The following is a 24612-nucleotide window of genomic DNA, read 5'->3' as shown; positions in this document are numbered from 1 at the left end:
CTTACGCTATCCTCGGATCAGGTTGCGGCGGGCGCGGGGGCGGCCGGCGCGGCGGTCGCGGGCGGGGTCGGTTCGGCGGACGCTGCGGGCGCAGCCTCGGCCGGCGCGGCGGCGGCCGGGGCCGCCTCGGCGGCGGGGGCGCCGCCGCCCTTGGAGGCCACCCAGGCGTCGAACTCCGCCTGGCTCACCACCTTGACCTCGATCGGCATGAAGGCGTGGTCGACGCCGCAGAGCTCGCGGCACTGGCCGTAGAAGGTGCCGACCCGGTCCGCCTTGAACCAGGTTTCGTTCACCCGCCCCGGGATCGCGTCGATCAGCACGCCGAACGAGGGAATGCCGAAGGCGTGGATCACGTCGGCGCCGGTGACCAGCACGCGCACCGTCTTGTTCACCGGAACCACCATGGGCTCGGTGGCCGCCAGGCGGTAGGGCAGGTTCTTCGCCTTGGCCTCGTCTTCCGGAAGCATGTTCGAGACGAACTCGGAGACGTTCTGGTCCGGATACTCGTAGCCCCAGTACCACTGGTAGCCGGTCGCCTTCACCGTCAGGTCCGGCTTGGGCATGTCGTGGTAGGCGAACAGGAGCTTGAACGAGAAGATGGCGATGAAGACCAGGATCAGCACCGGCAGCAGGGTCCAGATGACCTCGATGGTGGTGTTGTGGCTGAACTTCGCCGGGATCGGGTTCGCGCGCTTGTTGTAGCGCACCATCACCCAGATCAGGAGGCCGAGCACCAAAAGGCAGATCAGCGTGATGATCGGCAGAAGGATGGCGTTGTGGAAGAAGATCGCGTCTTCACGCAGGGGCGTGACGCCCCGCTGCAGGTCGATCGCGCCGGGCGTGGGTTGGCCCAGCAACTCTTCGGCCAGGGCGGAAACGCCCCAAAACGCCGTCATTGCGCCCGCAGCGGCCCCCGCCGCCAGCGTCCGCATACCCTGAAACCTCGACTTCATGTCCCCTCGGTCTGCTTGGCCGGCTGCGCCGCGCGCTTTTCGATCGCCGCCGCCGACTGGATCCAAGGGCCCGACTCGATCGACACGCCGATCAGCAGCCCCTCAGCGCGCGTGCATACGCGCTCTCCCAGGGATTGCCAAGGCGATTGAAGCCCCATCCGGCGGCGCATTGACATAGCTCAACGGCTACGTTGAGACGATCTGACGCAGAGCCGGGTCCAAGGGCCGCAACCACGCCTAGAAGGGTGACGCAGGGCGGCCCGCTCCCTATCTGTGGTCGACCAGACCCGAAGGTAATTCATGAACGCGATCAGCCCCGCCGCCTCCATTCTCGAATCCCACGGCGTCGCTCCCGAGCGCGCCCGCACCCTGCTGGGAGAGGCCCTGGCGGGAGCGGACGACGGCGAGCTGTTCGTCGAGCGGGCCGAGAGCGAGTCCTTCCTGTTCGACGACGGGCGGCTGAAGTCGGCGAACTACGATTCCTCGGAAGGCTTCGGCCTGCGGGTCGTTGCGGGCGAGACCGCCGGCTACGCCCACTCCAGCGAGATCTCCGAGGCCGCCATCGGCCGCGCCGGCGCCTCCGCGGCCCTGGCCAAGCGGGGCTACGCCGGCGTCGCGGCCGAGCCGCCCCGGGCCACCAACGAGAAGCTCTACGGCGAGGACGACCCGCTGGCCTCCCCCGCCTTCTCCGACAAGGTCGCCCTGCTGCAGGAGATCGACGCCTGGGCCCGCGCCCGCGATCCGCGCGTGGTGCAGGTGATGGCCACCCTGGCCGGCGAGCGGCGGGTGGTCGAGGTGCTGCGCGCCGACGGCCGGCTGATCCGCGACGTGCGCCCGCTGTCGCGCATCAACGTGCAGGTGACCGTCGAGCGGGACGGCCGTCGCGAGAGCGGCTACACCGGCGCCGGCGGGCGCGCCGGCTTCGAGACCTGGATCACCGCCGAGCGCTGGCGCGAGCAGGTCGAGGAGGCCCTGCGCCAGGCCCTGGTCAACCTCGACGCCGTCCCCTGCCCCGCCGGCGAGATGGACGTCGTGCTCGGCCCCGGCTGGAACGGGGTGCTGCTGCACGAGGCCGTGGGCCACGGCCTGGAGGGCGACTTCAACCGCAAGGGCACCTCGGCCTTTTCCGGCCGCATCGGCGAGCGGGTGGCCGCCCCCGGCGTCACCGTCTTCGACGACGGCGCCATCGCCGGGCGCCGCGGCTCGCTGACCGTCGACGACGAGGGCACCCCCACCGAGCGCACGGTGCTGATCGAGGACGGCGTCCTCGTCGGCTACATGCACGACCGGATGAGCGCCCGGCTGATGGGCATGCAGGCCACCGGCAACGGCCGGCGCCAGTCCTACGCCCACATGCCGATGCCGCGGATGACCAACACCGCCATGATGGGCGGGAGCTCGACCCGCGAGGAGATGATCGCCTCCACCAGGCGCGGCCTCTACTGCGCCAACTTCGGCGGCGGCCAGGTGGACATCACCAACGGCAAGTTCGTCTTCCAGTGCACCGAGGCCTATCTGATCGAGGACGGCAAGGTCACCACCCCGGTCAAGGGCGCGACCCTGATCGGCGACGGTCCCTCGGCCCTGACCCGCGTCACCATGATCGGCGACGACTTCGCCTTCGATCCCGGCATCGGCGTCTGCGGCAAGTCCGGCCAGAGCGTGCCGGTCGGGGTCGGCCAGCCCTCGCTGAAGATCACCGGCCTCACCGTCGGCGGCACCGGGGTCTGATCTTCCGCGGCGCGGGTGATCGCAGGAAACGTTTCTGCGAATTAATCTACCTGTCCGGGATTTAATTGGCGTGCACGGAGCGACCCAGGCCACCTGCGGACCTGGGGAGCTCGTAACATGCTACATATCGCCGCCGCCGCCTCGATCCTGGCCGCCGCCGCCGCAGGGGAACCGCCTGCGCCTGCGCCCGCCCCCGCCGCAGGCGCGCCGCCGGCGGGCCCGGCGCCGGCGAACGGCGTCATCGCCTACGACCAGGCGTTCTTCGCCTCGGCCAATCCGGCCAACGCCTTCGAGATGATCCAGCGCCTGCCGGGCTTCGCCTTCGACGAGGGCGACAGCGTGCGCGGCTTCGAGGGCGCGGCCGGCAACGTGCTGATCGACGGCAAGCGGCCGATCACCAAGACCGACGACCTGGAGGAGATCCTGCGCCGGGTGCCGGCCAGCGCCGTCGCCCGCGTCGAGCTGATCCGCGGCGGCGCGCCGGGCGTCGACATGCAGGGCAAGGCCGTCCTGGCCAATGTCGTGCGCAAGGACGGCGGCGGCTTCCGCGGCCTGGCGGCCGTGGCCAACAACCACGTCTATGACGGGCGCAACGCCGTGGGCGTGCGGCTCGAGGCGTCGGGCGGGACCGGCCAGAGCAACTGGGAGGCCAGCGCCCGCTGGGGCGAGGGCATCGACGACGGCGCCGGCGAAGGGCCGCGCACGCGGGTGGACCGCAACGGCGCGCCGCTGCGGCTGGCGGCGATGGACGCGAACGGAAACGGCGAGACCACCACCCTGACCGGGGCCTACGAAATGCCGGCCCTGGGCGGAACCCTGCGCGTCAACGGCCGCCTGTTTCAGGACTTCTTCGACTACGACGAGGTCCAGTTCGTCACCTTCCCCGGGCCCGACGTGGAGCGCAGCCACGACGGCGACGACACCCGCGAGGCCGAGCTCGGCCTTCGCTACTCCCGTCCCTTGAACGCCCGCTCCAACCTGGAGCTGATCGGCCTGTTCCAGCGGGGCGAGGAGCTCTTCGGCGCCAGCTTCGCGCAGACCGGCTACACCGAAGCCTTCAACCTCGACCGCGAGACCGGCGAATCGATCGTCCGCGGGGTTCTCAGCTATCGCCACAGCCCCTCGCTCTCCTTCGAGGCCGGCGCCGAGGGGGCCTTCAACCAGCTCGAAAGCCAGACCCGCTACGTCAAGCAGGGCGCCCCCGTCGACCTGCCGGCCGCCAATGTGAAGGTGGAGGAGAAGCGCGGCGAGGTCTTCGCCAAGGCGGTCTGGAAGCCGCGCCCGGCCTGGACCGTGGAGGCCGGCCTGCGGGGCGAGGGCTCGGCGGTGTCCTCCGAGGGCGACGTGGGCCTGGAGAAGACCCTCTATTTTCCCAAGCCGCGCCTGGCCCTCACCTGGGCGCCGAACGAACGCACCCAGTTCCGCGCCCGGCTGGAGCGCACGGTCGGCCAGCTCGACTTCGACGACTTCGTCGCCGACTCCTCCCTCAGCAGCGGCGACGTCACGGCCGGCAATCCGGACCTGGAGCCGGAAAGCGCCTGGGTGGCCGAGGCGGCCTTCGAGCGGCGGTTCTGGACCAAGGGCGCCCTGGTGGTCGCCGTGCGCCATTCGGAACTGAGCGACGTGGTCGATCGCGCCCCGGTCTTCGGCGCCACCGAGACCTTCGACGCCCCGGCCAACATCGGCGAGGGGACCAAGGACGAACTGATCGTCAACCTCACCCTGCCCTTCGACCCGATCGGGCTGAAGGGCGCCCAGCTTCAGGCCGAGAGCACCTGGCGCAGGTCCGAGGTCACCGACCCGACCACCGGCGAGTCCCGCGAGATCTCCGACCTGCGCCCCGTGGAGTGGGAGGCGCACTTCACCCACGACCTGCCGAAGTGGCGGGTGAACTGGGGCGTCGACGTGTTCGGCGGCTGGCGCGAGACGTCCTACCGCTTCGACCAGGTCTACGACGTCAAGCTGAAGACCTACGTGCGTCCTTTCGTCGAATGGAAGCCCCAGCCCGATCTGGCGGTCCGGCTGGAGCTGCCCAACGTCACCGAACGGGGCCTGCGCTACACCCGCACGGTCTATGAAGGTCCGCGCGGGGCGAACCCCGTCGCCTACGTCGACGACCGCGACTACCAGTTCGGCCGCATGTACTACCTGCGCGTCCGCAAGAGCTTCGGCGGTTAGAGCGCAATCGGCCGAAGCGGACACCGGTTCGGCGAAACGACTGCACTCTGATTCAGAGAGACGGAGCCTGACGATCCCGATCGGCTTGATTCAGACCGGATCGGGTCAGGCTCTCGGCCCTACGGCGTGACGATCGGGAACAGCGGGTCCGACGCCTCCATCATCGCCGCCAGGGCCGGATAGGCCGAGGCGTCGCCCTCCACGGCGATGGAGCCGCTGGCGACCAGCTTGTCCACTGGCGCGCCGGCGAACAGGGTCATCAGCAGGGTCGGACGGGCCATGGTCACGGTGGCGTCGGCGTCCGGCTCGCTCACCCCCTCCTCGTGCACCAGCACCCCGTGGGCCAGGCGCAGGAGGTGGGTCTCCCCGCGGTCCTTCAGCACCAGGTTGATGCGCAGGGGCCTGGGCGGCGCCTTGGCCGGGTTGACCCGCACCGCCGCCACGTCCAGCAGCATGGCGGTGGGCGTCGCCGCCAGCACCTGCGGATTGAAGCCCGTGGCGGCCAGCTTCACCGGGCCGGTCCGCAGCTCCTGCGCCCCGGTCAGGTAGATGTTGCGCCAGGTGCCGGCCTCGGCCGCATAGCCCAGGCGGGTGTAGACGTCGGCCAGCAGCTCCCGGGCCGGCTGGTTGGACGGGTCGGCGAAGACCAGGTGATCGAGCAGGGTGGCGGCCCAGCGCAGGTCTCCCGCCGCCACCGCCGCCTTGGCCTTGGACAGCGCCGCCTTCGGCCCCCCCATCGCCGCCACGTACCTCTTGGCCAGCGGCTCGGGCGGCAGCGGGTTCAGGTGCGCCGGGTTGGCGTCGTACCAGCCGATGTAGCGCTGGTAGATGGCCTTGGAATTGTGGCTGACGGTGCCGTAGTAGCCGCGGTTGTACCACTGGCGGGCCAGTTCCGGCGGCAGGGCCAGGGTCTCGGCGATCTCGTCCGGGGTCAGGCCGTCGTTGATCAGCCGCACCGTCTGGTCGTGCAGGTACTTGTAGGCGTCGCGGTGGTTGGACAGGAACGCCACGATCTGCGGCTGGCCGAACCGCGGCACCCCGTGGGCGGCGAACATCACGTCGCTCTTGCCGCCGTAGAGGCGGATCGATTCGGTCAGATAGTCCGCCCAGGCCTTGGAATCGCGCACCAGGGCGCCGCGGGCCGGCAACAGGTTGTGCAGGGTCTGGTTGGCGTTCTCGGCCATGAACACGGCGCGAAGCTGCGGCAGGTAGAAGTTCATCTCCGCCGGCGCTTCCGTCCCCGGCGTCACCTGGAACTGCAGGGTCAGGTCGCCGATCGTCATCTCCTCGCCTGTGCGCTTGACGATGACGGTGGGCGCGATCAGCGAGGAGGTGCCCGCCGACAGCCGCGGCCCCAGGCCGGAGGTCAGCTCGCCCTCGGCGCCGGCCGGCAGCGTCGCGCCGAACTGGAAGCGGGCCCGCCGCACCATCGCCGGGCCGGCGATGATGTTCTCCGAGACGGCGTGCTCCAGAAAGCCTTCCGGAGCGATCACCTTGACCTTGCCCGACGCGGCGTCCGCGGCGCTGACGATCCCGCCGGCGCCGCCGTAGTGGTCGGCGTGGCTGTGCGAATAGATCACCGCCAGCACCGGTTTTTCCCCGAGCTGCGCGTTGGCCAGCTCCAGGGCCGCGCGCGCCACCTCCGTGGTGGTCAGGGGATCGACCACGATCCAGCCGGCGCCGGCGTCGATGAACGAGACGGTGGAGATGTCGAAGCCGCGGACCTGGTAGATCCGGTCCGCGACCTTGTAGAGCCCGTGACGGGTCAGCACCCTGGCCTGGCGCCACAGGCTGGGGTTGGCGCTCTCCGGGGCCGGGCCCTCCAGGAAGGCGTAGGACGACAGGTCGTAGGCGACGCTCCCGTCGGCCTTGCGGATCACCGGATCCTTGCGGGTGGCGATGAAGCCGCGCGTGGCCAGGTCCAGTTCCAGCCCGTCGTCGGCGGCGACGAGCCGGCGCGCCTCTTCCAGGGCGTCAGCCGGGTTCTGGGCCCGGGCGGCGGGCCCGGCCAGGGCCAGGGCGGCAAGGCTGAGGCTGGCGATGACGGCGCGCATGGTCGGTCCTCCCTCGCGCCGGCGGCGAGGGCGGCGGCGCTTGTCCGTTTCGGGGGACCCTAGCGCCGGGCGCGGCCGGAACTGTCACCGAGGTTACAATTCCGGACGGCCGCGCGAAGAGATCAGGCCTCGCGGTCGGCCCGGATCGCCGCCGGGCTCACCGACTGGCGCTCGCCGTCCAGCACCGGGGCGATCGGTTCGGGCTGGGCGCCGCCCTGGGGCTCGTTGACCCCGTGCGCCCAGTGCTTGACCAGGAAGCTCAGGGCCACGAACGCCACGCCGACGCCGACGCCCCACCAGCCGAGCATGTTGAACACCTCGATCGAGGTGGCCAGGGCCCCGGCCGGGTCCAGCACCTGGCCGCCCACCGTCTCGGTCCCCGCCAGGCCGGCGATCCAGCCGCCGACGTACTGGGCGATGGCCGAGGCCAGGAACCACACCGCCATCATGAACGAGCCCACCTGGGCGACCGACAGCTTGGTGATCTCGCTCAGCCCCACCGGCGACAGGAACAGCTCTCCCGTGGTGTGCAGCAGGTAGAGCAGGCCCAGCAGCATCAGCGGCACGCGGTAGTCCGCGCCAGCCATGCCCGCGCCCCAGACCACCACCAGGAAGCCCAGGCCCACCTGCATCAGGCCGAAGCCGAACTTCAGCGTCGGGTTCGGGTCGCGGTTGTGGGTGGCCAGCCACGCCCACAGCGCCGCCAGCACCGGGGCGAAGATCAGGATGAAGCCGGCGTTGAACGACTGGGTCTGGGCCGCGGCGATCTGGGTGTCGATCCAGAACACTCCGCCCAGCGGCCGCATCCCCGCCTCGGTGAGCTGGGCGGCGGTGCCCATCGGCAGGCCCAGGAAGGTGGTCGCCCGCTCGGTCAGGCCGAGGTCCACGTTGCGCGCGGCGAACAGGTTGAGCGAGGTGCCGGCCTGTTCGAACAGGGTGAAGAAGATCACCGAGCCGAAGATCAGGATCAGCGCCAGCATCATCCGCTCGCGCTCGATCTTGTCGCACTTGGTCGCCATGAACCAGGCGATGAAGGCCAGGGAGACGATGGTGCTGGCCAGAAGGCCCACGCCCACCAGCCTGTTGTGCTGGACCAGCAGCCACACGCCGCCGACGCCGATCAGCGCCAGGATGTAGATAAGCCACTCGCGGTTGATCGGCCCGACCACCGGCTGGGCCAGGCGCGCCGGGTCCGGCGGCTCGCCCTTGCCCTGCAGCAGGCTCTTGCCCAGCACGAAGACGACGAAGCCGGCCGCCATGCCCACGCCCGCCAGGCCGAAGCCGGCCCACCAGCCGACGTGCTGGCCGAGATAGGCGCAGAGCACCGAGGCCCAGAAGGCCCCCAGGTTGATGCCGTAGTAGTAGAGCGTGAAGCCCGAATCCCGCCGCGGATCGCCCTGCGGATAGAGCTGGCCGACGATCGTGGAGATGTTCGGCTTCAGGAAGCCCACCCCCATGATGATCAGCGACACCGCCAGGAAGAAGGCGTTCACCCCCCGCTGGTCGACCACCTTGGTCATCGTATAGCTGCCTTCCGGCAGCACCGAGGGCAGGCTGGCGCCGGCCGGCAGCCCCTCGATCCTCATGCCGCCGCCCTCGGCGGGGCCGAAGGCGTGGGCCTGGCCGTCGACCACCACCTTGACCACCCGGTCGTCGGCCCGGCCCTGGGCGGCAATCTGGTAGGTCTGGCCCGCGTAGGTCAGGCTCTGCTGCGCCGGCCGGCCTTCGTAGGCCATGGTCAGGTGCCCGGCCACCAGCAGCAGGGCGCCGAAGGCGACCGCCTTGCGCGTGCCCAGGTAGCGGTCGGCCAGGATCCCGCCGATCAGCGGCAGCAGATAGACCAGCGAGGTGTAGGAGCCGTACTGCGCCGAGGCGACGGCGTCGTCGAACAGGAGGTGCTGCGTCAGGTAGAAGATCAGGATGCCGCGCATGCCGTAGTAGGAGAAGCGCTCCCACATCTCGGCGAAGAACAGGACGATCAGCCCCCGGGGGTGGTTCTTGAGCAGCTGCATCAGGACCGGGATGCCGGTCACGAGCGTGACGACGATCCCGAGCAGGACGACGATATTCATTCAGCGGTCTTCCGATTGTGGGCGGCCCTGGCCATGCGTTGGTTCGCCTTCAGGTGGCTTGTTCGACCCGCGCCGGGCGCATTTGGCGGGAGAAGATCACGCGTTTGGGCTCAGCACAAGCAATCGGGCGCCCGCGGCCCCATCTGAGGGAGCCCAAGGCCCGGCCTTCGCGTTAGGCTTGAATTAGGAGGCGCCCCCATGAAGAACCCCGGCCGCGACCACCCGATCGCCATCAAGCCGGCTGACGGCCGCTGGCGCGTCAGCTTCGACCAGCACGTGATCGCCGATTCCGGCGACGCGATGATCCTGCAGGAGGCCCACCTGCGTCCGGTGGTCTACTTCCCGCGCCAGGACGTGAACATGGAGTACTTCAGCCGCACCGACCGCTCCACCCACTGCCCCTACAAGGGCGACGCCAGCTACTATTCGCTGCTGATGGACGGCGATCTCGTCGAGAACATCGCCTGGAGCTACGAGGAGCCCTATCCGGCCATGGAGGAGATCCGCGGGCGGATCGCCTTCTATCCCGACCAGGTGAAGATCTACGAGGTCGAGGACGCCAAGGTGAACCCGCACCACCTCGAAGGCGGCTCAGTGGACGACGTCGTCCTGCACACCGATTCCGGCTCTGGCGCCAGCCAGCGCGAGCACTGGCCCGCCAACGTCAGCCGCCCGCCGGAACTCTAGGGCCGGCCCCGCGAAGGGGAGACGGGCGAAGGGGAGAAGGGCGAAAGGGAGACGGGCGAAAGGGGGACCGTAAGCGCCGGCCCCCCTCGCCCCCCAAAGGCTGGCTCCTCGCGCAGGAGCGCTCCGCCCTTAGCTCTTGGCGCCGCCGTCAGAGGCGGGTCGGAATCACCACCGGCAGGTCGAGATAGCCCTTCACGAAGCTGGAGTGCACGCGGTTGGGCTCGCGCTGGACCTCGATGGTCGGGAAGCGCTTGAGGATCTCTTCCCAGATGATCTTGAGCTGCAGCTCGGCCAGGCGGTTGCCCACGCAGCGGTGGATGCCGAAGCCGAAGGACATGTGCCGCCGCGGGTTCTCGCGGTCGATGATGTAGGCGTTCGGGTTGTCGATCACCTCTTCGTCGCGGTTGCCCGAGACGTACCACATGACCACCTTGTCGCCGGTCTTCATCTGCTTGCCGCCGAACTCGACGTCGCGCTTGACCGTGCGGCGCATGTAGGCGAGCGGCGTCTGCCAGCGGATCGTCTCGGAGACCATCGAGGGGATCAGGCTGTGGTTGGCCCGCAGCTTGTCGTACTGGTCCGGGTTCTTGTTCAGGGCGTAGACGCTGCCGGAGATCGTGTTGCGGGTGGTGTCGTTGCCCCCCACGATCAGCAGGATCAGGTTCCCCAGGTACTCCATGCGGTCCATGTTCTTGGTGGCCTCGCCGTGGGCCAGCATGGAGATCAGGTCGCTCTTCGGCGGCTGCTCGGCGCGCTCGTTCCACAGGCGCAGGAAGTAGTCGACGCACTCGAACAGGGCGGCCTTGCGGCGCTCGTCGTGCTCGTCCGGGTCGGTGGTGCCGAGGATGCCGCTGTCCGGCCCAGAGGTCGCCACGTCCGACCAGAAGGTCAGCTTGCGCCGGTCCTCCCAGGGAAAGTCGAACAGGGTCGCCAGCATCTGGGTGGTCAGCTCGATCGACACCCGGTCGACCCAGTCGAACTCCTCGCCGATCGGCAGGCCGTCCAGGATCTTGCAGGCCCGCTCGCGGATCAGCGGCTCCAGGATCTGCAGGTTGTGCGGCGAGACGATCGGGCTGACCGTCTTGCGCTGGATGTCATGCTTGGGCGGGTCCATCGCGATGAACATCGGCAGAGGAAAGTCCTCTTCCGGGTCGAAGATCGTGATGCCCGGCTCGGACGAGAACACCTCGTGGTTGGTGTCCACCGCCATGATGTCGTTGAACTTGGTGACCGACCAATAGGGCCCCTCTTCGCTCTCGGGGCAGTAGTGGACCGGGTCCTCCTTGCGCAGACGCTCGAAGTAGGGCCAGTGGCTGTCGGTCTTGAACAGGATCGGATCGATCATGTTGAACTGTTTAAGCGGCGTGGCGTAGGCCTTCGCCCGCGCCTCATTGATGTCGATCGAACCGTCGCTCATGCTTCCCGGGCTCCCGCATTTCAGGTCGTTCGCCCGCTTGGGGCGGGCTTATCTGAACGCTGCTTAGCAAAATCCGGCGGCTAGGAACAGTGGGTGACGCCTCGTTCACCTTTCACCGGTCTTCAAAAGCGGGTGTGGTCCAGACTGCGCGGATCGGCGGTCCGCAGTCGCCGATAGATCTCTCCGTCCCGGCTGCGCCGGCGCCAGCCCCGCGCCTTGTGCAGCGCGGTCTCCAGCTCCGGCGCGCGCCGATCGAGGTCCACCCTCGTCAGGGCCGCCGCGCCGCGCCCCGGCGCCTGGGCCAGCCATCGGCCATGCGGCCCGGCCACGCCGGAAGGGAAGTCCGCGCTGCACTGCGCCGGCGTGGCGAAGCTGACCCAAAAGGTGTTGGCCGCCGCGTGGGCCTGCGCCAGCAGGCCGAAGACGGGATCGCGGGAGAAGGACGAGACCAGCACCGCATCGACGCCCATCCGTTCGTACTCGGCGAACAGTTCGGGGAAGTTGATCTCGATGCACAGGGCCAGGCCCAGGCGGAATCCGTCGACCTCCACCACCAGGGGGTCGAATCCGGGGGTGAACCAGTCGCTGACCTCGCTGAACGACAGCAGGCGCTTGTCGTATCGGCCCACGAGCCGGCCCTCATCGGAGATCACATAAAGACTGTTGTGCGGGCGAAGCGGCGGCGACAGGGGATGGGCCGCGCCGACCACCACCCAGATTCCGAGCTCCCCGGCCAGAGCCGCCGTGGTCTCCAGTTCGCGGCGCACCGCTCCCCAGTCCAGCGGCCAGCCGGCCAGCGCGGACTTGGCCGGCCCGGACGGATAGCCCGTCGCCGCGCCTTCGGGGAAGTGCGCCAGCCGAGCCCCCTGGGCGTGGGCCTGCCGGATCATGGCGCGGATCTGCTGGCCGTTCTCGGCCGGTTCGGTGGTGACGAGGCACTGGGCCACCGCCATGCGCAGCACGTCGCTCAAGGGCGCGTCTCCGGGTTCGGCCTGGTCTTCGCTCTTGAGCTTCACGGCCCACAGGCTAGGTAACCTGACAGGGAGGACGCCGCCATGCCGTATGCGCAGGTCAACGGTCTATCGCTGTACTATGAGCTGGCCGGCGAGGGGGAGCGGCTGCTGTTCATCTCCGGCACCGGCGGCGACCTGCGGGTCAAGCCCAACGTCTTCGACGGCGGCCTCGCCCGCAACTTCCAGCTCCTGGCCTACGACCAGCGCGGCCTCGGCCGGTCCGGCAAGCCCGAGCTCGACTACGCCATGGCCGACTACGCCGACGACGCCGCCGGCCTGATGGACGCCCTCGGCTGGGACCAGGCCCTGGTGGTCGGGGTCTCCTTCGGCGGCATGGTCGCCCAGGAGCTGGCGCTGCGCCATCCCTCCCGGGTGAGGCGCCTGGTGCTGGCCTGCACCTCGCCGGGCGGCGCGGGCGGCGCCTCCTTTCCCTTCCACGAGATCGAGCACCTCAAGGGCGAGGCCCGCGCCCGCCACCTCATCCCGATCAGCGACACCCGCCGCGACGCCGCCTGGCAGGCCGCCCACCCGGCGCAGTACGAGGAACTGGTCAAGCTCTCCGCCGCCGAGCCCTTCGCCGACGAGCCCGGCCGCGCCGAGGGCGCCCATCGCCAGCTCATGGCGCGCAAGGACCACGACACCTGGGACCGCCTGCCGGCGATCGGCTGCCCGGTGCTCGTCGCCGCCGGCCGCTACGACGGGATCGCCCTGCCGGCGACCCAGGAGCGGATGGCCGCGCGCATCCCTGGCGCCGAGCTCCAGTGGTTCGAGGGCGGCCACCTGTTCATGATCCAGGACCGCACGGCGGCGCCGGCGATGGTGGCGTTCCTGAAGGGCTAGCCTGGCTTGGGCGAGGCCAGCGTCGAGCCGAAGGCCAAGGTCGCTCCGCTGTAGCGCCTGTCGCCGGTCACCTCGCGCCCGCACCAGGGCGGGAACGCGCGGGCGGCGATCGCCGCGTGGCTCTCGGCCTCCGCCTCGGCGATCATCAGCCCGTCGAGCGGGCCCTCGAAGACGTCCAGGCTGACGCCGTCCACCGTGTAGCGGCGCTTGCGCAGCGCATCGCCGGGCAGACGGGCCAGCACGGCGTGCTCCTCCGCGGTGAGGTAAAGGTTGGCGATCGGCTCGCCCTCGCCGTCCGCCGGGCCGTACTTCTTGCAGAGCTTGAAGGTCCGCTCTCCGCTGGCCAGGTCCGTGACCGCCCGCAGCCGCAGCCGCCCGCCGTCGATGTAGAGGTCCTCGATCAGCCGCGCCGGCGCGCCCGCGAGGTCCGGCGCCTGGCTCACCAGGAAGCGGCGCTCGTGCTCCATCCGGGCGTACTTGGGAATCGCCATGGCGCGCCCTCGCCCGCCGTCGCCGCCTAGTAGGCGAAGGCCTCGAACACCGGGCTCACGTCCCCCTGCCAGGGGCCGTTGTAGAGCTCCAGCAGCCGCTCCGCCGGGGTGATCCCGCTGGCGGCGATCTCCTCCAGCTCGGCCAGGTAGCCGGACTCGTCGACCATCCCGCCGTTCAGGCGGTTGCGGTTCTTCAGTCCCTCACGGGCGATCGCCACCAGGTCCTTGGCCACGTCCTGGGCCGTGCGGCCGCCCACCTGCGCCTTCAGCCCCACCCGCGCCACGTCGACGCGCAGGACGTTGTGGTCCTCGACCGTCCAGTCCTTGCAGAGGTCCCAGGCGGCGGCCAAGGCGGCCGAATCGTAGAGCACCCCGGTCCACAGCGCCGGCAGGGCGCACAGTCGGCTCCAGGGCCCCGAATCGGCGCCGCGCATCTCCAGGTACTGCTTCAGCCGCACCTCGGGGAACAGGGTGGTGGTGTGGTCGGCCCAGTCCTTGATCGTCGGCCGCTCGCCCGGCAGGGCCGGCAGCTTGCCCTCCATGAAGGCGCGGAACGACTGGCCCGAGGCGTCGATGTAGCGGCCGTCGCGCTTGACGAAGTACATCGGCACGTCGAGCGCGTAGTTCACATAGGTCTCGTAGCCGAAGCCGTCCTGGAACACGAAGTCCAGCATGCCGGTGCGGTCGGCGTCGGTGTCGGTCCAGACGTTGGCCCGCGCCGAGAGGAACCCGTTGGGCTTTCCCTCCGTGAACGGCGAATTGGCGAACAGCGCCGTGGCGATCGGCTGCAGCGCCAGGCTCGTCCGGAACTTGGCGGCCATGTCGGCTTCCGAGCCGAAGTCCAGGTTCGCCTGCACCGTGCAGGTGCGGAACATCATGTCCAGCCCCAGGCCGCCCACCTTGGGCATGTAGGCCCGCATGATGCCGTAGCGCCCCTTGGGCATCACCGGCACGTCGGCGCGGCTCCAGTTGGGGGTGAAGCCCAGGCCCAGGAATCCCAGGCCCAGCTCGTCGGCCACGACCTTGACCTCCTGCAGGTGGCCGCCGGTCTCGGCGCAGATGTCGTGCATCGTCTCCAGCGGCGCGCCGGACAGCTCGAACTGGCCGCCGGGCTCCAGGCTCACATTGGCCTTGCCCCGCTCCAGGCCGATCAGCACCTCGCCCTTGTCGGAAGGCTCGTAGACGCCGCTCCAGCCGAAGCGCATCAGCCCTTCCAGCAGCGCCTTGATCCCGGCCTCGCCCTCGTACGGCACGGCCGCATGCGTGCCCAGGCGGAAGACGAACTTCTCATGCTCGGCGCCCACGCGCCATTCGCTGGCCGGCTTCTCGCCCTTGGCCAGCCATTCCACGAGGTCTTCGAGCACGAGCGGGCGCTCCGCGCAGACGACGTCGGCCATGACACACTCCCCAGTCTGCCCGAGGACCGCTCCGGTCCAGAGGCGAAGCCGCCCAATGGCGCGCGCCCGCGACGGCCTGATGACGGCCCACGGCGTGCGGATGCGATCTTTACGCCGTCAGCACAGGTGGGAGCAATCTGCCGCAAGCTCAAGGGTGCGGCCCCGCCCCGCGGCAGGGTCAGCCGCGCCAGTCGCCCAGGGCCGCCTGCCACAGGGTCAGGGCGCTGATGGCGGCGGTGTCGGCGCGCAGGATCCGCGGGCCGAGCGCGGCGGGGACGGCGTAGTCCAGGGCCCGCAGCCGCGCCCGCTCGGCCGGCGAAAAGCCGCCCTCCGGGCCGATCAGGATCGCCCAGGGTCCGGGCGCCTGTCCGGCCAGCGCCGTCAGCAGCGGCGCGGCGTCCCCCGCCTCGTCGCAGAAGACCAGCCGGCGGCCCGGCTCCCAGCCCGCGACCAGCCGCTCCAGCTTCACCGGCTCCAGGATCTCCGGCACGTCGAGGCGGCCGGTCTGCTCGGCCGCCTCGGTGGCGATCGCCTGCAGCCGCGCGACCTTGGTGTGGTCGGCGTTGGTCCGCTCGGTGATCACCGGGCGCACCCGCCGCGCGCCGAGCTCGGCGGCCTTCTCGACGATGGTCTCCAGCCGCGCCCGCTTGACCAGCGCCACCACCAGCTCGAGGTCGGGGCCGATCGCCTGCGTCCGCTCGATCGCCTCGATCCGCAGGCGCGCGCCGCGCTTGCCCGCTTCGGTCAGGGTCGCGCGCCATTCGCCGTCGCGGCCGTTGAACACCAGGATCTGGTCGCCGACGGCGCGGCGCATCACCGCCGCCAGATAGCGGCTCTGGTCGGCGTTTAGGAGAAGCTCGGTCCCGGCGGAAAGGTCGTGGGCGACGTGAAGGCGGATCATGCTGACACCTTCTAGCCGCCCGCATCGCTATGCGGCTAGGCTCGCGCCATGAGCAAACACGACGACGAAGACGCCCTCGAGGCCGCCCAGCTCGGCCTGGTCCGCTGGCAGCAGCACTGCATGAAGTCCGGCCAGAAGGTGCTGGTCATCTTCGAGGGGCGCGACGCCGCCGGCAAGGACGGCACGATCAAGCGGGTCACCGAGCACATGAGCGTGCGCAACACCCGCGTCGTCGCCCTGCCCAAGCCCTCCGACCGCGACCGCAGCCAGTGGTACTTCCAGCGCTACGTCGGCCACCTGCCGGCCGGCGGCGAGACCGTGATCTTCAACCGCTCCTGGTACAACCGGGCCGGCGTCGAGCGGGTGATGGGCTTTTCCACCCCCGAGGAGCAGGAGCACTTCCTGCGCGAGGTGCCCAACGTCGAGGCCATGCTGGTCTCCTCGGGCCTCACCCTGGTCAAGCTCTGGCTCGACGTCTCCAAGGCCGAGCAGGCCAGGCGCCTGGCCGAGCGGCGGACCGATCCGCTCAAGGTGCTGAAGTCCAGTCCCCTGGACGCCGCCGCCCAGGAACGCTGGGACGCCTACACCGAGGCCCGGGACGAGATGCTCCGGCGCACCGACACGGCCTCGGCCCCCTGGGTCTGCGTCCGTTCCGACGACAAGCGCGCCGCCCGCCTGGCGGTGGTGCGCCACCTCGTCCATGTCCTGGCCCCGGAGGACGTCGCCGCCGACGTCGACAGGCCCGACCCCAAGGTGCTGTTCCCCTTCGACATCGGCGCCCTGGCCGACGGACGGCTGGAGCGCTGACGGCTTGAGCCCGGCGCCGGACACCCTTTCGGCCCGCGAGGCGCGGCGTATCGCGCTCGCCGCCCAGGGCTTCGCCGCCGCGCGCCCGTCGGGCGAGGTCGGCCGCCGCCAGCTCATGAAGGGGATCGAACGGCTCGCCGTCGTGCAGATCGATTCGGTGAACGTCGTCTCGCGCACCCATTACCTGCCGCTGTTCTCGCGGCTGGGCGCCTATCCGCGCGAGCTCCTGGAGGAGCTCGCCTGGGGCCGCCGGCCGGGCCTCTTCGAATACTGGATGCACGAGGCGTCCCTCGCGCCCTTCGACGCCCAGCCCCTGATGCGCTGGCGCATGGCCGACGCCGCCGAGGGCGTCGGCGTCTGGAAGGGGGTGGCCCGGTTCCTGCGCGAGCATCGCCCGTTCATCGACCGGGCCCTGGCCGAGATCGACCGCCGCGGTCCCCTGTCCGCCTCCGAGCTGGAGCTGGGCGCCAAGGGCCGGGGCGGCTGGTGGGGCTGGAGCGAGGCCAAGCGCGCCCTGGAATGCCTGTTCTGGTGCGGCGAGCTGACCACCGCCACCCGCCGCGGAACCTTCGAGCGGGTCTACGGCCGGCCCGAGCACGTCCTGCCCCGCGCGGTCTGGTCCGCGCCGACGCCGAGCCGCGAGGACGCCCAGCGCGAGCTGGTCCGCCGGGCCGCCCGCGCCCAGGGGATCGCCACCGAACGCGACCTGCGCGACTATTTCCGCATGGCCCCGGCCGAGACCCGCGCCCGCATCGCCGAGCTGGTCGAGGCCGGCGAGCTGCAGCCCGTCACGGTCCAGGGCTGGGGCCAGGGCGCCTGGCTCGATCCCGCAGCCCGGCGGCCCCGCAAGGTCCGGGCTGCGGCCCTGCTCTCGCCCTTCGACAACCTGATCTGGTTCCGCGAACGCACCGAGCGGCTGTTCGGGGTCCGGGTGCGGCTGGAGATCTACACCCCGGCCCACAAGCGCACCCACGGCTACTACGTCCTGCCCTTCCTCGAGGGCGAGACCATCACCGCCCGGGTCGACCTCAAGGCCGAGCGCAAGGCCGGCGTCCTCGCCGTCCAGGCCGCCCACGCCGAGCCGGACACCGGCCCGGACACGGCCGAACGCCTCGCCGCCGAGCTCCGCCTGATGGCCGGCTGGCTCGGCCTGTCGGACGTGCGCGTCCTGCCCCGCGGCGACCTCGCCCCCGCCCTGGCCGACGCCCTGGCGCGCTGAACGGCGCACCGGATCGCGCCGGATTTCCTCGCCCTCGGCGCGGCCTGAGAATAACCTCCGGGCGAGGTTCGCTAGGAGATCTCCCCATGCGTGCAGATCGCAAGGCCTGGTTCGGCCCCAAGGCCTACGGATACGGCTTCACGCCCACCACCTGGGAAGGCTGGCTCCTCACCGCCGCGCTCCTGGCCGCCGTCGCCGCCGCGGTGGGGATCGTCGGCCCCCTGTTCGGTCCCCTCGCCTTGGCCGGCGCCGTCACGCTTTGCCTCGGGCTCTACATCTGGATCGCCTCGCGCCGGACGGCGGGGGACATGGCCTGGCGCTGGGGCGACCGCGACCGCCGCTGACCGCGGCGGCCGCCTCGGGCGCGGCCGTCAGGCCGCGCCCTCCGCCACGGCGTGCAGCCGCGCATAGACCCCGCCCCGGGAGACCAGCTCCTGGTGGCGGCCTTCCTCGACCACGCGCCCGCCCTCGAACACCAGGATCCGGTCGGCGCCGCGGATGGTCGACAGGCGGTGGGCGATGACGATCGTCGTGCGGCCGACCATCAGCTCCTCGATCGCCGCCTGCACCTGGCGCTCGGTCTCCACGTCCAGTGAGGAGGTGGCCTCGTCCAGCACCAGGATCGGCGCGTCCGCCAGGAACGCCCGGGCGATGGCCACCCGCTGGCGCTCGCCCCCCGACAGCTTCACGCCGCGCTCGCCGACCAGGGTGTCGTAGCCCTTGGGCAGGCGCGAGATGAAGTCGTGGGCCCGCGCCCGGCGGGCGGCGAGCGCGATCTCCTCGCGGGTGGCGCCGGGCCGGCCATAAGCGATGTTCTCGGCGATGGTCCGGTGGAACAGCGCCGGGTCCTGCGGCACCACCGCGATGGCGCTGCGCAGGCTCTGCTGGCTGACCTGGGCGATGTCCTGGCCGTCGATCAGGATGCGCCCGCCCTGCACGTCGTAGAGCCGCTGGACCAGCTTCACGAAGGTGGTCTTGCCCGCGCCCGTCGGGCCGACCAGGGCCACCCGCTCGCCCGGCGCGATCACCAGGGTGAAGCCGTCGTAGAGCGGCCGCTCCGCCGACTTGTAGCGGAACGTCACCCGGTCGAAGGCGATCTCGCCCAGGTCGCCGCGGAACGGGCCCGCGGCCGGCGCATCGGCCACCTGCGGGGCCATGGTCGCAAAGCGCGCAACGTCCTCCACGTCGTCCAGGCCCTTCTGCATCATGCGGATGTTCTCGCCGATATTGCGCAGGTAGCCGCTCATCAGCATGAACGAGGTCACGCCGAAGGCGACGTCCCCGGCGCTCGCCCGGCCCCGGCTCCACAGCCAGACCAAAAGGCCCGACAGCCCCGCCTGCAGCACCACCAGGATCATGTTCTGGATCAGCCACACGTCCAGGAAGCGGTTCCAGGTGACGACGATCGCCCGGCGCCAGGCCTCCGTCACGCCGGCGATCCGGTCCGCCTCCCGGCTTTCCGCGCCGAACGCCTTGACCGTGGCGTTGGAGCCGATGGAGTCGGCCAGCGCCCCGCCGATGCGCGAGTCCAGCCCCACCGAACGCAGGTTCGAGGGCCGCACGTAGTGCGCCGACAGGAACAGGTTGGAGGCGATGTAGAACACCACCACCGCCAGGGAGAAGAACCCCACCACCGGCCAGCGGAAGATCATCGAGACCGACAGCCCGACCAGCACCAGGATCGCCGGGCCGAGCCACAGGACCACGGCGTCGGAGATGGCGTCATAGCCCCACATCGCCCGAGACAGCCGGCGCACCGTCGCCCCCGCGAAGGTGTCGGCGTGCCAGTCGGCCGAGAACGACTGGACCCGCTGGAAGCCCTCGTCGGTCATCTCCTTCATGTTGGACGCCGCCAGCGGGTTCCAGAAGCGGAAGGCCGCGTTGCGGATCAGCGAATAGCCCAGGTAGACGCCGACGAAGATCGCCCAGGCGCGCCAGGCCCGGTCGCTGTCGCCCGGTCCGGCGACCACCGCGTCGACCAGGTAGCCCGACGCCCAGGGCATCGCCAGGTCGAAGCAGATGGCCACCAGGATCAGGCCGATGGCGGTGAAGAACAGCGGCTTCTTGCGCATCCAGTAGCCGGCCACGAAGCCCAGCACCTGGCGGTTGGAGAGCGTTCGTTGCCGGACGTCGTCTTCGTCCTCGTAGTGTTCGGTCATGGCGGCCTCGCGGGGCGGATGGGGGACTGCGCCCGGAGGGCGCGCATGGGGTGAGAGGGGCGCGGCGGCCTGCTGCGCCGCGCCGGGGGGCGCTGGCTCAGTCATTGGCCGCCCCCAGGGTGCGCGGGTTGAACGCCCGCCGGCCCGCCGGCCGCCGCGACAGCGACAGGACGAGCTGGGCCGGGACGCGCCGGACCCGCTCCCGCCGCCAGGGCGGGCGCAGGCCCAGGAGCTTCTCGGCCAGGAGCAGCCCCAGCATCGCCGCGGCATGGTTGGGGTCGCCCGCGCCGGCGCGGCAGAAGGCCTGCATTCGGTCGGCGTCGTCGCGCACGCGGCGGGCGTCGTCGATGGGATGGAACATCGGAAGCGTCCGATCTGGGCCGGACCGAAAACGCCCCGCGGGAGGGGGGACTTCGGGCTGGCCTTGGGTCCGCTCGAAAGCGGCGGGGGGTGGGAAGTCGCGCTCCGGGCGGAGCGTCGGCGGGGCCGCTAGGGCCGGATCCTCTGGGAGAGGATCAGCTCAGCTGGTGTGCGGGAGAAGCCGCTTATGGCGGCCGTCTGCGAACCACATTCCGGCATTGGCGGCGTAGCGGCGGGCGTACGAAGCGATGGCAGTCATCTGGTCGCGCCCTCCTGTTGCTGGTCGCCGTAGGGTTGTGACGCTTAGGGGGCTCTCCCGCCCCCGTCAACCGAGCCGGATCACTTCGTTACTCGAAATTTTCGACTGCGGCGCCAATGCCACGATCTGCTAAACGCCGGCCATGACCGCGCCCCTGCCCGACGCCGCTCCCGCCAACTGGGTCGACCGCCACGCGCCGGCCCCGCTGCGCCCCTGGCTGAAGCTCGGCCGCTTCGACCGGCCGGTCGGCGTCTGGCTGCTGATGCTCCCCGGCTGGCAGGGGATCGCCCTGGCCTGCGCCATGCAGGGCCGCCTGCCCGACCCCGCCCTGATGGCCGCCTTCTTCGTCGGCGCGGCCCTGATGCGGGCGGCGGGCTGCGCCTACAACGACATCGTCGACCGGGACATCGACGCCAAGGTCGCCCGCACCGCCGGCCGGCCGATCCCGGCGGGCCAGATCAGCGTGCGCCAGGCTTGGGCCTTCGTCGGCCTGTGCTGCCTCGCCTCCCTGGGCGTCCTGCTCGCCCTGCCGCCCCTGGCGATCGCCCTGGGGGTCGGCTCCCTGGCGCTGGTGGCGGCCTATCCGTTCATGAAGCGAATCACCTGGTGGCCCCAGGCCTGGCTCGGCCTCACCTTCAACTGGGGCGCCCTCCTGGGCTTCGCCGCGGCCTCCGGCGGCCTTCAGGCGCCGGCCCTGATCCTCTACGCCTCCGGCATATTCTGGACCCTGGGCTACGACACCATCTACGCCGTCCAGGACCTGGAGGACGACGCCCTGGCCGGGGTCAAGTCCTCCGCCCGCCGCCTGGGCGAGGCCGCGCCCAAGGGCGTCTTCGGCTTCTACGTCCTGAGCTTCGTGCTGGCGCTCGCCGTCGCCTGGTTCGCCGGCCTGGGGCCGCTGTTCTGGCCGCCGGCGGCCCTCTTCGGCCTGCACCTGTCGCGCCAGGCCCAGCGGCTGGACGTGCGCGACGGTCCCGCCGCCCTGGCGCTGTTCAAGTCCAACGCCCTTGCGGGCCTGTTGCTGTTCGCCGCCCTGGCCGCCGGCGCCTGGCGGCCGGCGCTCGGCTTCGCCGCGGGCGGGTGAGGGCGCGCCCGCGCCACCATGACGCGACGTCATCCTGTCGTCCGGGCGGGTTCCGTGAGATAATGCGCCTATGTCCGCAGCCGCCCGCGTCGATCCCAAGAGCTACTTCACCCCCGAGGAATGGACGCCCCTGACCGTCCGCTCGTCGTGGAAGGGGCTGGCCCTGGTCGCCCACGCCTGGGCGGTCATCTTCGCCGCCGCCGCGGTCGGCGTGGTCTGGCCGCTCACCATCCCCTTGATGGTGATGATCATCGGCGCGCGCCAGCTCGGCCTGGCGATCCTGATGCATGACGCGGCCCACGGCGCCCTGCACCCGAACATGAAGGTCAACGACTGGGTGGGCGAGCACCTCACCGGCGGCGGCCTCGTGCGCTACCGCAACTACCACCTGCAGCATCACAAGTTCGCCCAGCAGGCCGAGGACCCGGACCTGGTGCTTTCCGCGCCCTTCCCGATCACGGCCCTGTCCCTGCGCCGCAAGATCGCCCGCGACCTGACCGGCCGCACCTGGTTCAAGCTGCGCTTCGGCGACTTCATGGCCCGCCTGCGCGCCCGCAAGCCGGGCCAGCCGCTGCTGCCCATCATCGGCGAGGAGATCCGCCGCAAGCGCCGCATGCTCGCCTGGGCGGCGGCGACCATCGCCCTCACCGCCCCCTTCGGCCTGTGGTGGGCCTGGTTCGTCTTCTGGCTGCTGCCCCAGGCCACCTGGTTCCAGATGGTCACGCGCCTGCGCAACATCGCCGAGCACGCCTGCGTCGCCCGCGACGAGCCCGACCCCCTGCGCCACGCCCGCACCACCTACGCCGGCCTGCTGGAGCGGGCGTTCATCGCGCCCTACTACGTGAACTACCACTGCGAACATCACATGTTCATGCACCTGCCCTGCTACAGCCTGCCGCGCGCCAACCGCCTCCTGCGGGCCAAGGGCGTGACCGAGCGGATGCTCACCGCGCCGGGCTATCTGCAGGTGCTCAAGATGGCCGCCTCCAGGCCCGCCGCGCCCCGCCCGGCCGCCCCGCGCCCGGCCGCCTAGAGCCAGACCGCCTGACGCCCGCGCCCCGCCCGCTCCCGTGATCGACCCCACCTTCGAGGGCCGCTGCGCCTTCATCCGCGGCCACACCCGCCTCCAGCGCCCGCCGCACACCCCCGAGCTCGTCCTGCACCTGGCCGACGAGGTCACGCCGATCTGGCGCATGACCGAGGAAGCCCTCGAGGAGATCGGCGTGCCGCCGCCGTTCTGGGCCTTCGCCTGGGCCGGCGGCCAGGCCCTGGCCCGCTACGTCCTGGACCACCCCGCCGAGGTCGCCGGCAAGCGGGTGGTCGACTTCGCCTCCGGCTCCGGCATCGTCGCCATCGCCGCCCTCAAGGCCGGGGCGGCCCACGTGCTGGCCGCCGACATCGATCCCTTCTGCGCCGCGGCCATGGCCCTGAACGGCGAGGCCAACGGCGTCGTCGCCGACTTCACCGACCAGGACCTCCTGGACGCCCCGCCGCCGGACGCCGACGTCTTCCTGGCCGGCGACATCTGCTACGAAAAGCCCCTCGCCGAGCGGGTCATGGCCTGGCTCGCGGCCGCCAGGGACCGCGGCGCCCGGGTGCTGATCGGCGATCCGGGCCGCAGCTACTTCCCCCGCGAGGGCCTCACGCGCCTGGCCGAATACCAGGTCCCCACCACCCGCGAGCTAGAGGACATGGAGGTCAAGAAGACCGCCGTCTGGACTCTATGAGGGCCCTTTGCTATAAGAACAAACAACGAACACAACGGAGGCCCGCCATGCGCGAGGACGGCAAGATCGACTATGTGGAGTTCCCGGCGGCCGACCTGCCGGCGGTGAAGGACTTCTATTCCGCCGCCTTCGGCTGGCGCTTCGTCGACTACGGCCCCGGCTACGCCGCCTTCGAGGAGGCCGCCGTGGACGGCGGCTTCAACGGCGAGCCGGAAGAGCCCAGGCCGCTCGTCATCCTCTACGCCCACGACCTGGAGGCGATGGAGGCCAGGGTGAAGGCCGCCGGCGGCGTCGTGGTCCGCGAGATCCAGGCCTTCCCGGGCGGGCGCCGCTTCCACTTCCGCGACCCCGCCGGCAACGTCCTGGGCGTGTGGAGCGAGACCTGAGCGACGCGCTCGACTTCCTGGCGGTGAAGCCGCAATCCTAGGGCGGGCGCGAAGACGCGCCGCCGGCCCAGGATGTCCGTCATGCGCAGTTTCAGCCTCGCGGTTGTCGCCGCCGTCGCGATCGCCACGCCCGCCGCCGCCCAGATGATCGACTGCACCACCGACCGGATCGGCGTGACCACCTGCCTGGACGGCGCCGGGGCGGCCTATCGCGGCAAGGCCGATCCCAAGGGGCGCCTGGTCTGGCGCGACGGGCGCGGGAACATCGTCACCGGCTACACAAATCCCGATGGCGTCACCGTGCTGCTGGGCCCCGACGGCGCCAGGGTGGCGGGCTACGAGGACGCGCAGGGAAACTCCGCCTGGCGCACGCCGAACGGCCGCACGATCTACGGCCATTCCGATCCCACGAACGGCAATTCGGTCTACCGCGACAACGCCGGCCGCGTCCTGCGCTGCCACGACGACGGCAAGGGCCACAAGGTCTGCATCTCCGGCCGTGAGGACCGCTGAGGCCATGACACGCGAGGAGATGCGCGTCATCGTCCTGTCCTTCCCCGGCGCCGAGGAGGGGACCTCCTACGGCCGCCCCTCGTTCAAGGTGAACGGCAAGTTCTTCACCCGCCTGCGGGCCGAGGACGACAGCCTTGTGCTGATGGAGGTGGGCTTCGACGAGCGCGAGATGCTGATGGAGGCCGATCCGGGGACCTTCCACTTCACCGCCCACTACAAGGACTATCCCTGCGTGCTCGCGCGGCTCGACAGCCTGCATCCCGGCTCCCTCGAAGCCTTCCTCGACCGCCGCTGGCGCAAGATCGTCCCCAGGGCGGCCGTGAAGGCCAGGGACGCGGCCAAGGGCGGCTGACCGCCGCTTCGT

23 protein-coding genes are annotated in these 24612 nt (G+C 70.9%); 13 read left to right on the top strand and 10 right to left on the bottom strand.

Translation table 11 applies throughout. The features are described 5' to 3' along the window. Positions 1-17 precede the first annotated feature (17 nt). The gene (coxB, locus tag ACK4YQ_RS16605; protein ID WP_409612805.1) at positions 18-953 is read right to left on the bottom strand and encodes a cytochrome c oxidase subunit II; all 936 of its coding nucleotides are present in this window, start codon (positions 951-953) and stop codon (positions 18-20) included. Between the two features lie 300 nt (positions 954-1253). On the opposite strand from coxB, the gene tldD reads away from it, so the two are divergent. Both tldD and ACK4YQ_RS16595 read left to right on the top strand, forming a co-directional pair. Further along, positions 1254-2684, top strand: coding sequence for a metalloprotease TldD (tldD, locus tag ACK4YQ_RS16600; protein WP_409612803.1), 1431 nt, complete (start codon positions 1254-1256; stop codon positions 2682-2684). A 117-nt stretch (positions 2685-2801) separates the two neighbouring features. After that, a complete protein-coding gene (locus tag ACK4YQ_RS16595) occupies positions 2802-4862 on the top strand; it encodes a TonB-dependent receptor plug domain-containing protein (RefSeq protein WP_409612802.1) in 2061 nt (686 codons plus the stop codon). A 119-nt stretch (positions 4863-4981) separates the two neighbouring features. Here ACK4YQ_RS16595 and ACK4YQ_RS16590 read toward each other — a convergent pair whose 3' ends face one another. Both ACK4YQ_RS16590 and ACK4YQ_RS16585 read right to left on the bottom strand, forming a co-directional pair. Further along, positions 4982-6916, bottom strand: a complete 1935-nt coding sequence (locus ACK4YQ_RS16590) for an alkyl/aryl-sulfatase (protein ID WP_409612800.1) — start codon at positions 6914-6916, stop codon at positions 4982-4984. Between the two features lie 122 nt (positions 6917-7038). After that, positions 7039-8988, bottom strand: coding sequence for a peptide MFS transporter (locus ACK4YQ_RS16585; RefSeq protein ID WP_409612798.1), 1950 nt, complete (start codon positions 8986-8988; stop codon positions 7039-7041). 198 nt (positions 8989-9186) lie between these two features. Here ACK4YQ_RS16585 and ACK4YQ_RS16580 point away from each other — a divergent pair, with 198 nt between their 5' ends. Then, positions 9187-9675, top strand: coding sequence for a DUF427 domain-containing protein (locus ACK4YQ_RS16580; protein ID WP_409612796.1), 489 nt, complete (start codon positions 9187-9189; stop codon positions 9673-9675). A gap of 148 nt (positions 9676-9823) precedes the next feature. Here ACK4YQ_RS16580 and ACK4YQ_RS16575 read toward each other — a convergent pair whose 3' ends face one another. After that, positions 9824-11092: a cytochrome P450 gene (locus ACK4YQ_RS16575; RefSeq protein WP_409612794.1), complete on the bottom strand. Its 1269-nt coding sequence runs from the start codon at positions 11090-11092 to the stop codon at positions 9824-9826. A gap of 122 nt (positions 11093-11214) precedes the next feature. Next, positions 11215-12054, bottom strand: a complete 840-nt coding sequence (locus ACK4YQ_RS16570; protein ID WP_409612841.1) for a carbon-nitrogen hydrolase family protein — start codon at positions 12052-12054, stop codon at positions 11215-11217. A 93-nt stretch (positions 12055-12147) separates the two neighbouring features. Here ACK4YQ_RS16570 and ACK4YQ_RS16565 point away from each other — a divergent pair, with 93 nt between their 5' ends. Next, positions 12148-12945 (top strand): alpha/beta fold hydrolase, encoded by a 798-nt coding sequence (locus ACK4YQ_RS16565; RefSeq protein ID WP_409612793.1) that lies wholly within the window; start codon positions 12148-12150, stop codon positions 12943-12945. Here the strand turns inward: ACK4YQ_RS16565 and ACK4YQ_RS16560 are convergent. The 3 genes from ACK4YQ_RS16560 to ACK4YQ_RS16550 all read right to left on the bottom strand — a co-directional run bounded on the left by ACK4YQ_RS16560 (position 12942) and on the right by ACK4YQ_RS16550 (position 15734). Further along, complete coding sequence (locus tag ACK4YQ_RS16560; protein ID WP_409612791.1) at positions 12942-13436, bottom strand: hypothetical protein; 495 nt, start codon at positions 13434-13436, stop codon at positions 12942-12944. The genes ACK4YQ_RS16565 and ACK4YQ_RS16560 overlap by 4 nt on opposite strands. A 26-nt stretch (positions 13437-13462) precedes the next feature. Then, positions 13463-14833, bottom strand: coding sequence for a glutamate--cysteine ligase (locus tag ACK4YQ_RS16555; protein WP_409612789.1), 1371 nt, complete (start codon positions 14831-14833; stop codon positions 13463-13465). Between the two features lie 178 nt (positions 14834-15011). Next, positions 15012-15734 carry a 16S rRNA (uracil(1498)-N(3))-methyltransferase gene (locus tag ACK4YQ_RS16550; RefSeq protein ID WP_409612787.1) on the bottom strand — a complete coding sequence of 241 codons (723 nt, stop codon included), beginning with the start codon at positions 15732-15734 and terminating at the stop codon, positions 15012-15014. A 48-nt stretch (positions 15735-15782) separates the two neighbouring features. Between ACK4YQ_RS16550 and ppk2 the strand changes: the two genes are divergently transcribed. The 3 genes from ppk2 to ACK4YQ_RS16535 all read left to right on the top strand — a co-directional run bounded on the left by ppk2 (position 15783) and on the right by ACK4YQ_RS16535 (position 18104). Continuing rightward, entirely contained in the window at positions 15783-16541 is a 759-nt protein-coding gene (ppk2, locus tag ACK4YQ_RS16545) for a polyphosphate kinase 2 (protein ID WP_409612785.1), read from the top strand. Between the two features lie 4 nt (positions 16542-16545). Then, on the top strand, positions 16546-17760 hold the full coding sequence (locus tag ACK4YQ_RS16540; RefSeq protein WP_409612784.1) for a winged helix-turn-helix domain-containing protein: 1215 nt from the start codon (positions 16546-16548) through the stop codon (positions 17758-17760). A gap of 86 nt (positions 17761-17846) precedes the next feature. After that, the gene (locus ACK4YQ_RS16535; RefSeq protein ID WP_409612782.1) at positions 17847-18104 is read left to right on the top strand and encodes a hypothetical protein; all 258 of its coding nucleotides are present in this window, start codon (positions 17847-17849) and stop codon (positions 18102-18104) included. 27 nt (positions 18105-18131) lie between these two features. On the opposite strand, the gene ACK4YQ_RS16530 is transcribed toward ACK4YQ_RS16535, so the two are convergent. Both ACK4YQ_RS16530 and ACK4YQ_RS16525 read right to left on the bottom strand, forming a co-directional pair. Further along, positions 18132-19919: an ABC transporter ATP-binding protein gene (locus ACK4YQ_RS16530; RefSeq protein ID WP_409612781.1), complete on the bottom strand. Its 1788-nt coding sequence runs from the start codon at positions 19917-19919 to the stop codon at positions 18132-18134. 97 nt (positions 19920-20016) lie between these two features. Then, entirely contained in the window at positions 20017-20280 is a 264-nt protein-coding gene (locus ACK4YQ_RS16525; RefSeq protein WP_409612779.1) for a hypothetical protein, read from the bottom strand. Positions 20281-20680: 400 nt separating this feature from the next. Between ACK4YQ_RS16525 and ubiA the strand changes: the two genes are divergently transcribed. From ubiA to ACK4YQ_RS16495, 6 genes are all read left to right on the top strand, one after another. After that, positions 20681-21622, top strand: coding sequence for a 4-hydroxybenzoate octaprenyltransferase (gene ubiA / locus ACK4YQ_RS16520; protein WP_409612777.1), 942 nt, complete (start codon positions 20681-20683; stop codon positions 21620-21622). 70 nt (positions 21623-21692) lie between these two features. Continuing rightward, a complete protein-coding gene (locus tag ACK4YQ_RS16515; RefSeq protein ID WP_409612776.1) occupies positions 21693-22655 on the top strand; it encodes a fatty acid desaturase family protein in 963 nt (320 codons plus the stop codon). A 37-nt stretch (positions 22656-22692) separates the two neighbouring features. Continuing rightward, positions 22693-23349: a class I SAM-dependent methyltransferase gene (locus tag ACK4YQ_RS16510; protein ID WP_409612775.1), complete on the top strand. Its 657-nt coding sequence runs from the start codon at positions 22693-22695 to the stop codon at positions 23347-23349. Between the two features lie 47 nt (positions 23350-23396). Beyond that, entirely contained in the window at positions 23397-23735 is a 339-nt protein-coding gene (locus ACK4YQ_RS16505; RefSeq protein WP_409612774.1) for a VOC family protein, read from the top strand. 81 nt (positions 23736-23816) lie between these two features. Then, positions 23817-24248 carry a hypothetical protein gene (locus ACK4YQ_RS16500; RefSeq protein WP_409612773.1) on the top strand — a complete coding sequence of 144 codons (432 nt, stop codon included), beginning with the start codon at positions 23817-23819 and terminating at the stop codon, positions 24246-24248. A 4-nt stretch (positions 24249-24252) separates the two neighbouring features. Further along, positions 24253-24600 carry an MmcQ/YjbR family DNA-binding protein gene (locus ACK4YQ_RS16495; protein ID WP_409612772.1) on the top strand — a complete coding sequence of 116 codons (348 nt, stop codon included), beginning with the start codon at positions 24253-24255 and terminating at the stop codon, positions 24598-24600. Positions 24601-24612 lie beyond the last annotated feature (12 nt).

Origin of the sequence: Phenylobacterium sp., from assembly GCF_046291545.1 — a bacterium.
GTDB lineage: Bacteria > Pseudomonadota > Alphaproteobacteria > Caulobacterales > Caulobacteraceae > Phenylobacterium.
The sequence above is the reverse complement of the archived record's forward strand: the minus strand, read 5'-3'. Positions and strand labels throughout refer to the sequence as shown.

What these genes read in the sequence shown, in the direction of transcription:
- coxB (WP_409612805.1), bottom strand. Translation starts at nt 953, where the DNA reads ATGAAGTCGAGGTTTCAGGGTATGCGGACGCTGGCGGCGGGGGCCGCT.
- tldD (WP_409612803.1), top strand. Translation starts at nt 1,254, where the DNA reads ATGAACGCGATCAGCCCCGCCGCCTCCATTCTCGAATCCCACGGCGTC.
- ACK4YQ_RS16595 (WP_409612802.1), top strand. Translation starts at nt 2,802, where the DNA reads ATGCTACATATCGCCGCCGCCGCCTCGATCCTGGCCGCCGCCGCCGCA.
- ACK4YQ_RS16590 (WP_409612800.1), bottom strand. Translation starts at nt 6,916, where the DNA reads ATGCGCGCCGTCATCGCCAGCCTCAGCCTTGCCGCCCTGGCCCTGGCC.
- ACK4YQ_RS16585 (WP_409612798.1), bottom strand. Translation starts at nt 8,988, where the DNA reads ATGAATATCGTCGTCCTGCTCGGGATCGTCGTCACGCTCGTGACCGGC.
- ACK4YQ_RS16580 (WP_409612796.1), top strand. Translation starts at nt 9,187, where the DNA reads ATGAAGAACCCCGGCCGCGACCACCCGATCGCCATCAAGCCGGCTGAC.
- ACK4YQ_RS16575 (WP_409612794.1), bottom strand. Translation starts at nt 11,092, where the DNA reads ATGAGCGACGGTTCGATCGACATCAATGAGGCGCGGGCGAAGGCCTAC.
- ACK4YQ_RS16565 (WP_409612793.1), top strand. Translation starts at nt 12,148, where the DNA reads ATGCCGTATGCGCAGGTCAACGGTCTATCGCTGTACTATGAGCTGGCC.
- ACK4YQ_RS16560 (WP_409612791.1), bottom strand. Translation starts at nt 13,436, where the DNA reads ATGGCGATTCCCAAGTACGCCCGGATGGAGCACGAGCGCCGCTTCCTG.
- ACK4YQ_RS16555 (WP_409612789.1), bottom strand. Translation starts at nt 14,833, where the DNA reads ATGGCCGACGTCGTCTGCGCGGAGCGCCCGCTCGTGCTCGAAGACCTC.
- ACK4YQ_RS16550 (WP_409612787.1), bottom strand. Translation starts at nt 15,734, where the DNA reads ATGATCCGCCTTCACGTCGCCCACGACCTTTCCGCCGGGACCGAGCTT.
- ppk2 (WP_409612785.1), top strand. Translation starts at nt 15,783, where the DNA reads ATGAGCAAACACGACGACGAAGACGCCCTCGAGGCCGCCCAGCTCGGC.
- ACK4YQ_RS16535 (WP_409612782.1), top strand. Translation starts at nt 17,847, where the DNA reads ATGCGTGCAGATCGCAAGGCCTGGTTCGGCCCCAAGGCCTACGGATAC.
- ACK4YQ_RS16530 (WP_409612781.1), bottom strand. Translation starts at nt 19,919, where the DNA reads ATGACCGAACACTACGAGGACGAAGACGACGTCCGGCAACGAACGCTC.
- ACK4YQ_RS16525 (WP_409612779.1), bottom strand. Translation starts at nt 20,280, where the DNA reads ATGTTCCATCCCATCGACGACGCCCGCCGCGTGCGCGACGACGCCGAC.
- ubiA (WP_409612777.1), top strand. Translation starts at nt 20,681, where the DNA reads ATGACCGCGCCCCTGCCCGACGCCGCTCCCGCCAACTGGGTCGACCGC.
- ACK4YQ_RS16515 (WP_409612776.1), top strand. Translation starts at nt 21,693, where the DNA reads ATGTCCGCAGCCGCCCGCGTCGATCCCAAGAGCTACTTCACCCCCGAG.
- ACK4YQ_RS16505 (WP_409612774.1), top strand. Translation starts at nt 23,397, where the DNA reads ATGCGCGAGGACGGCAAGATCGACTATGTGGAGTTCCCGGCGGCCGAC.
- ACK4YQ_RS16500 (WP_409612773.1), top strand. Translation starts at nt 23,817, where the DNA reads ATGCGCAGTTTCAGCCTCGCGGTTGTCGCCGCCGTCGCGATCGCCACG.
- ACK4YQ_RS16495 (WP_409612772.1), top strand. Translation starts at nt 24,253, where the DNA reads ATGACACGCGAGGAGATGCGCGTCATCGTCCTGTCCTTCCCCGGCGCC.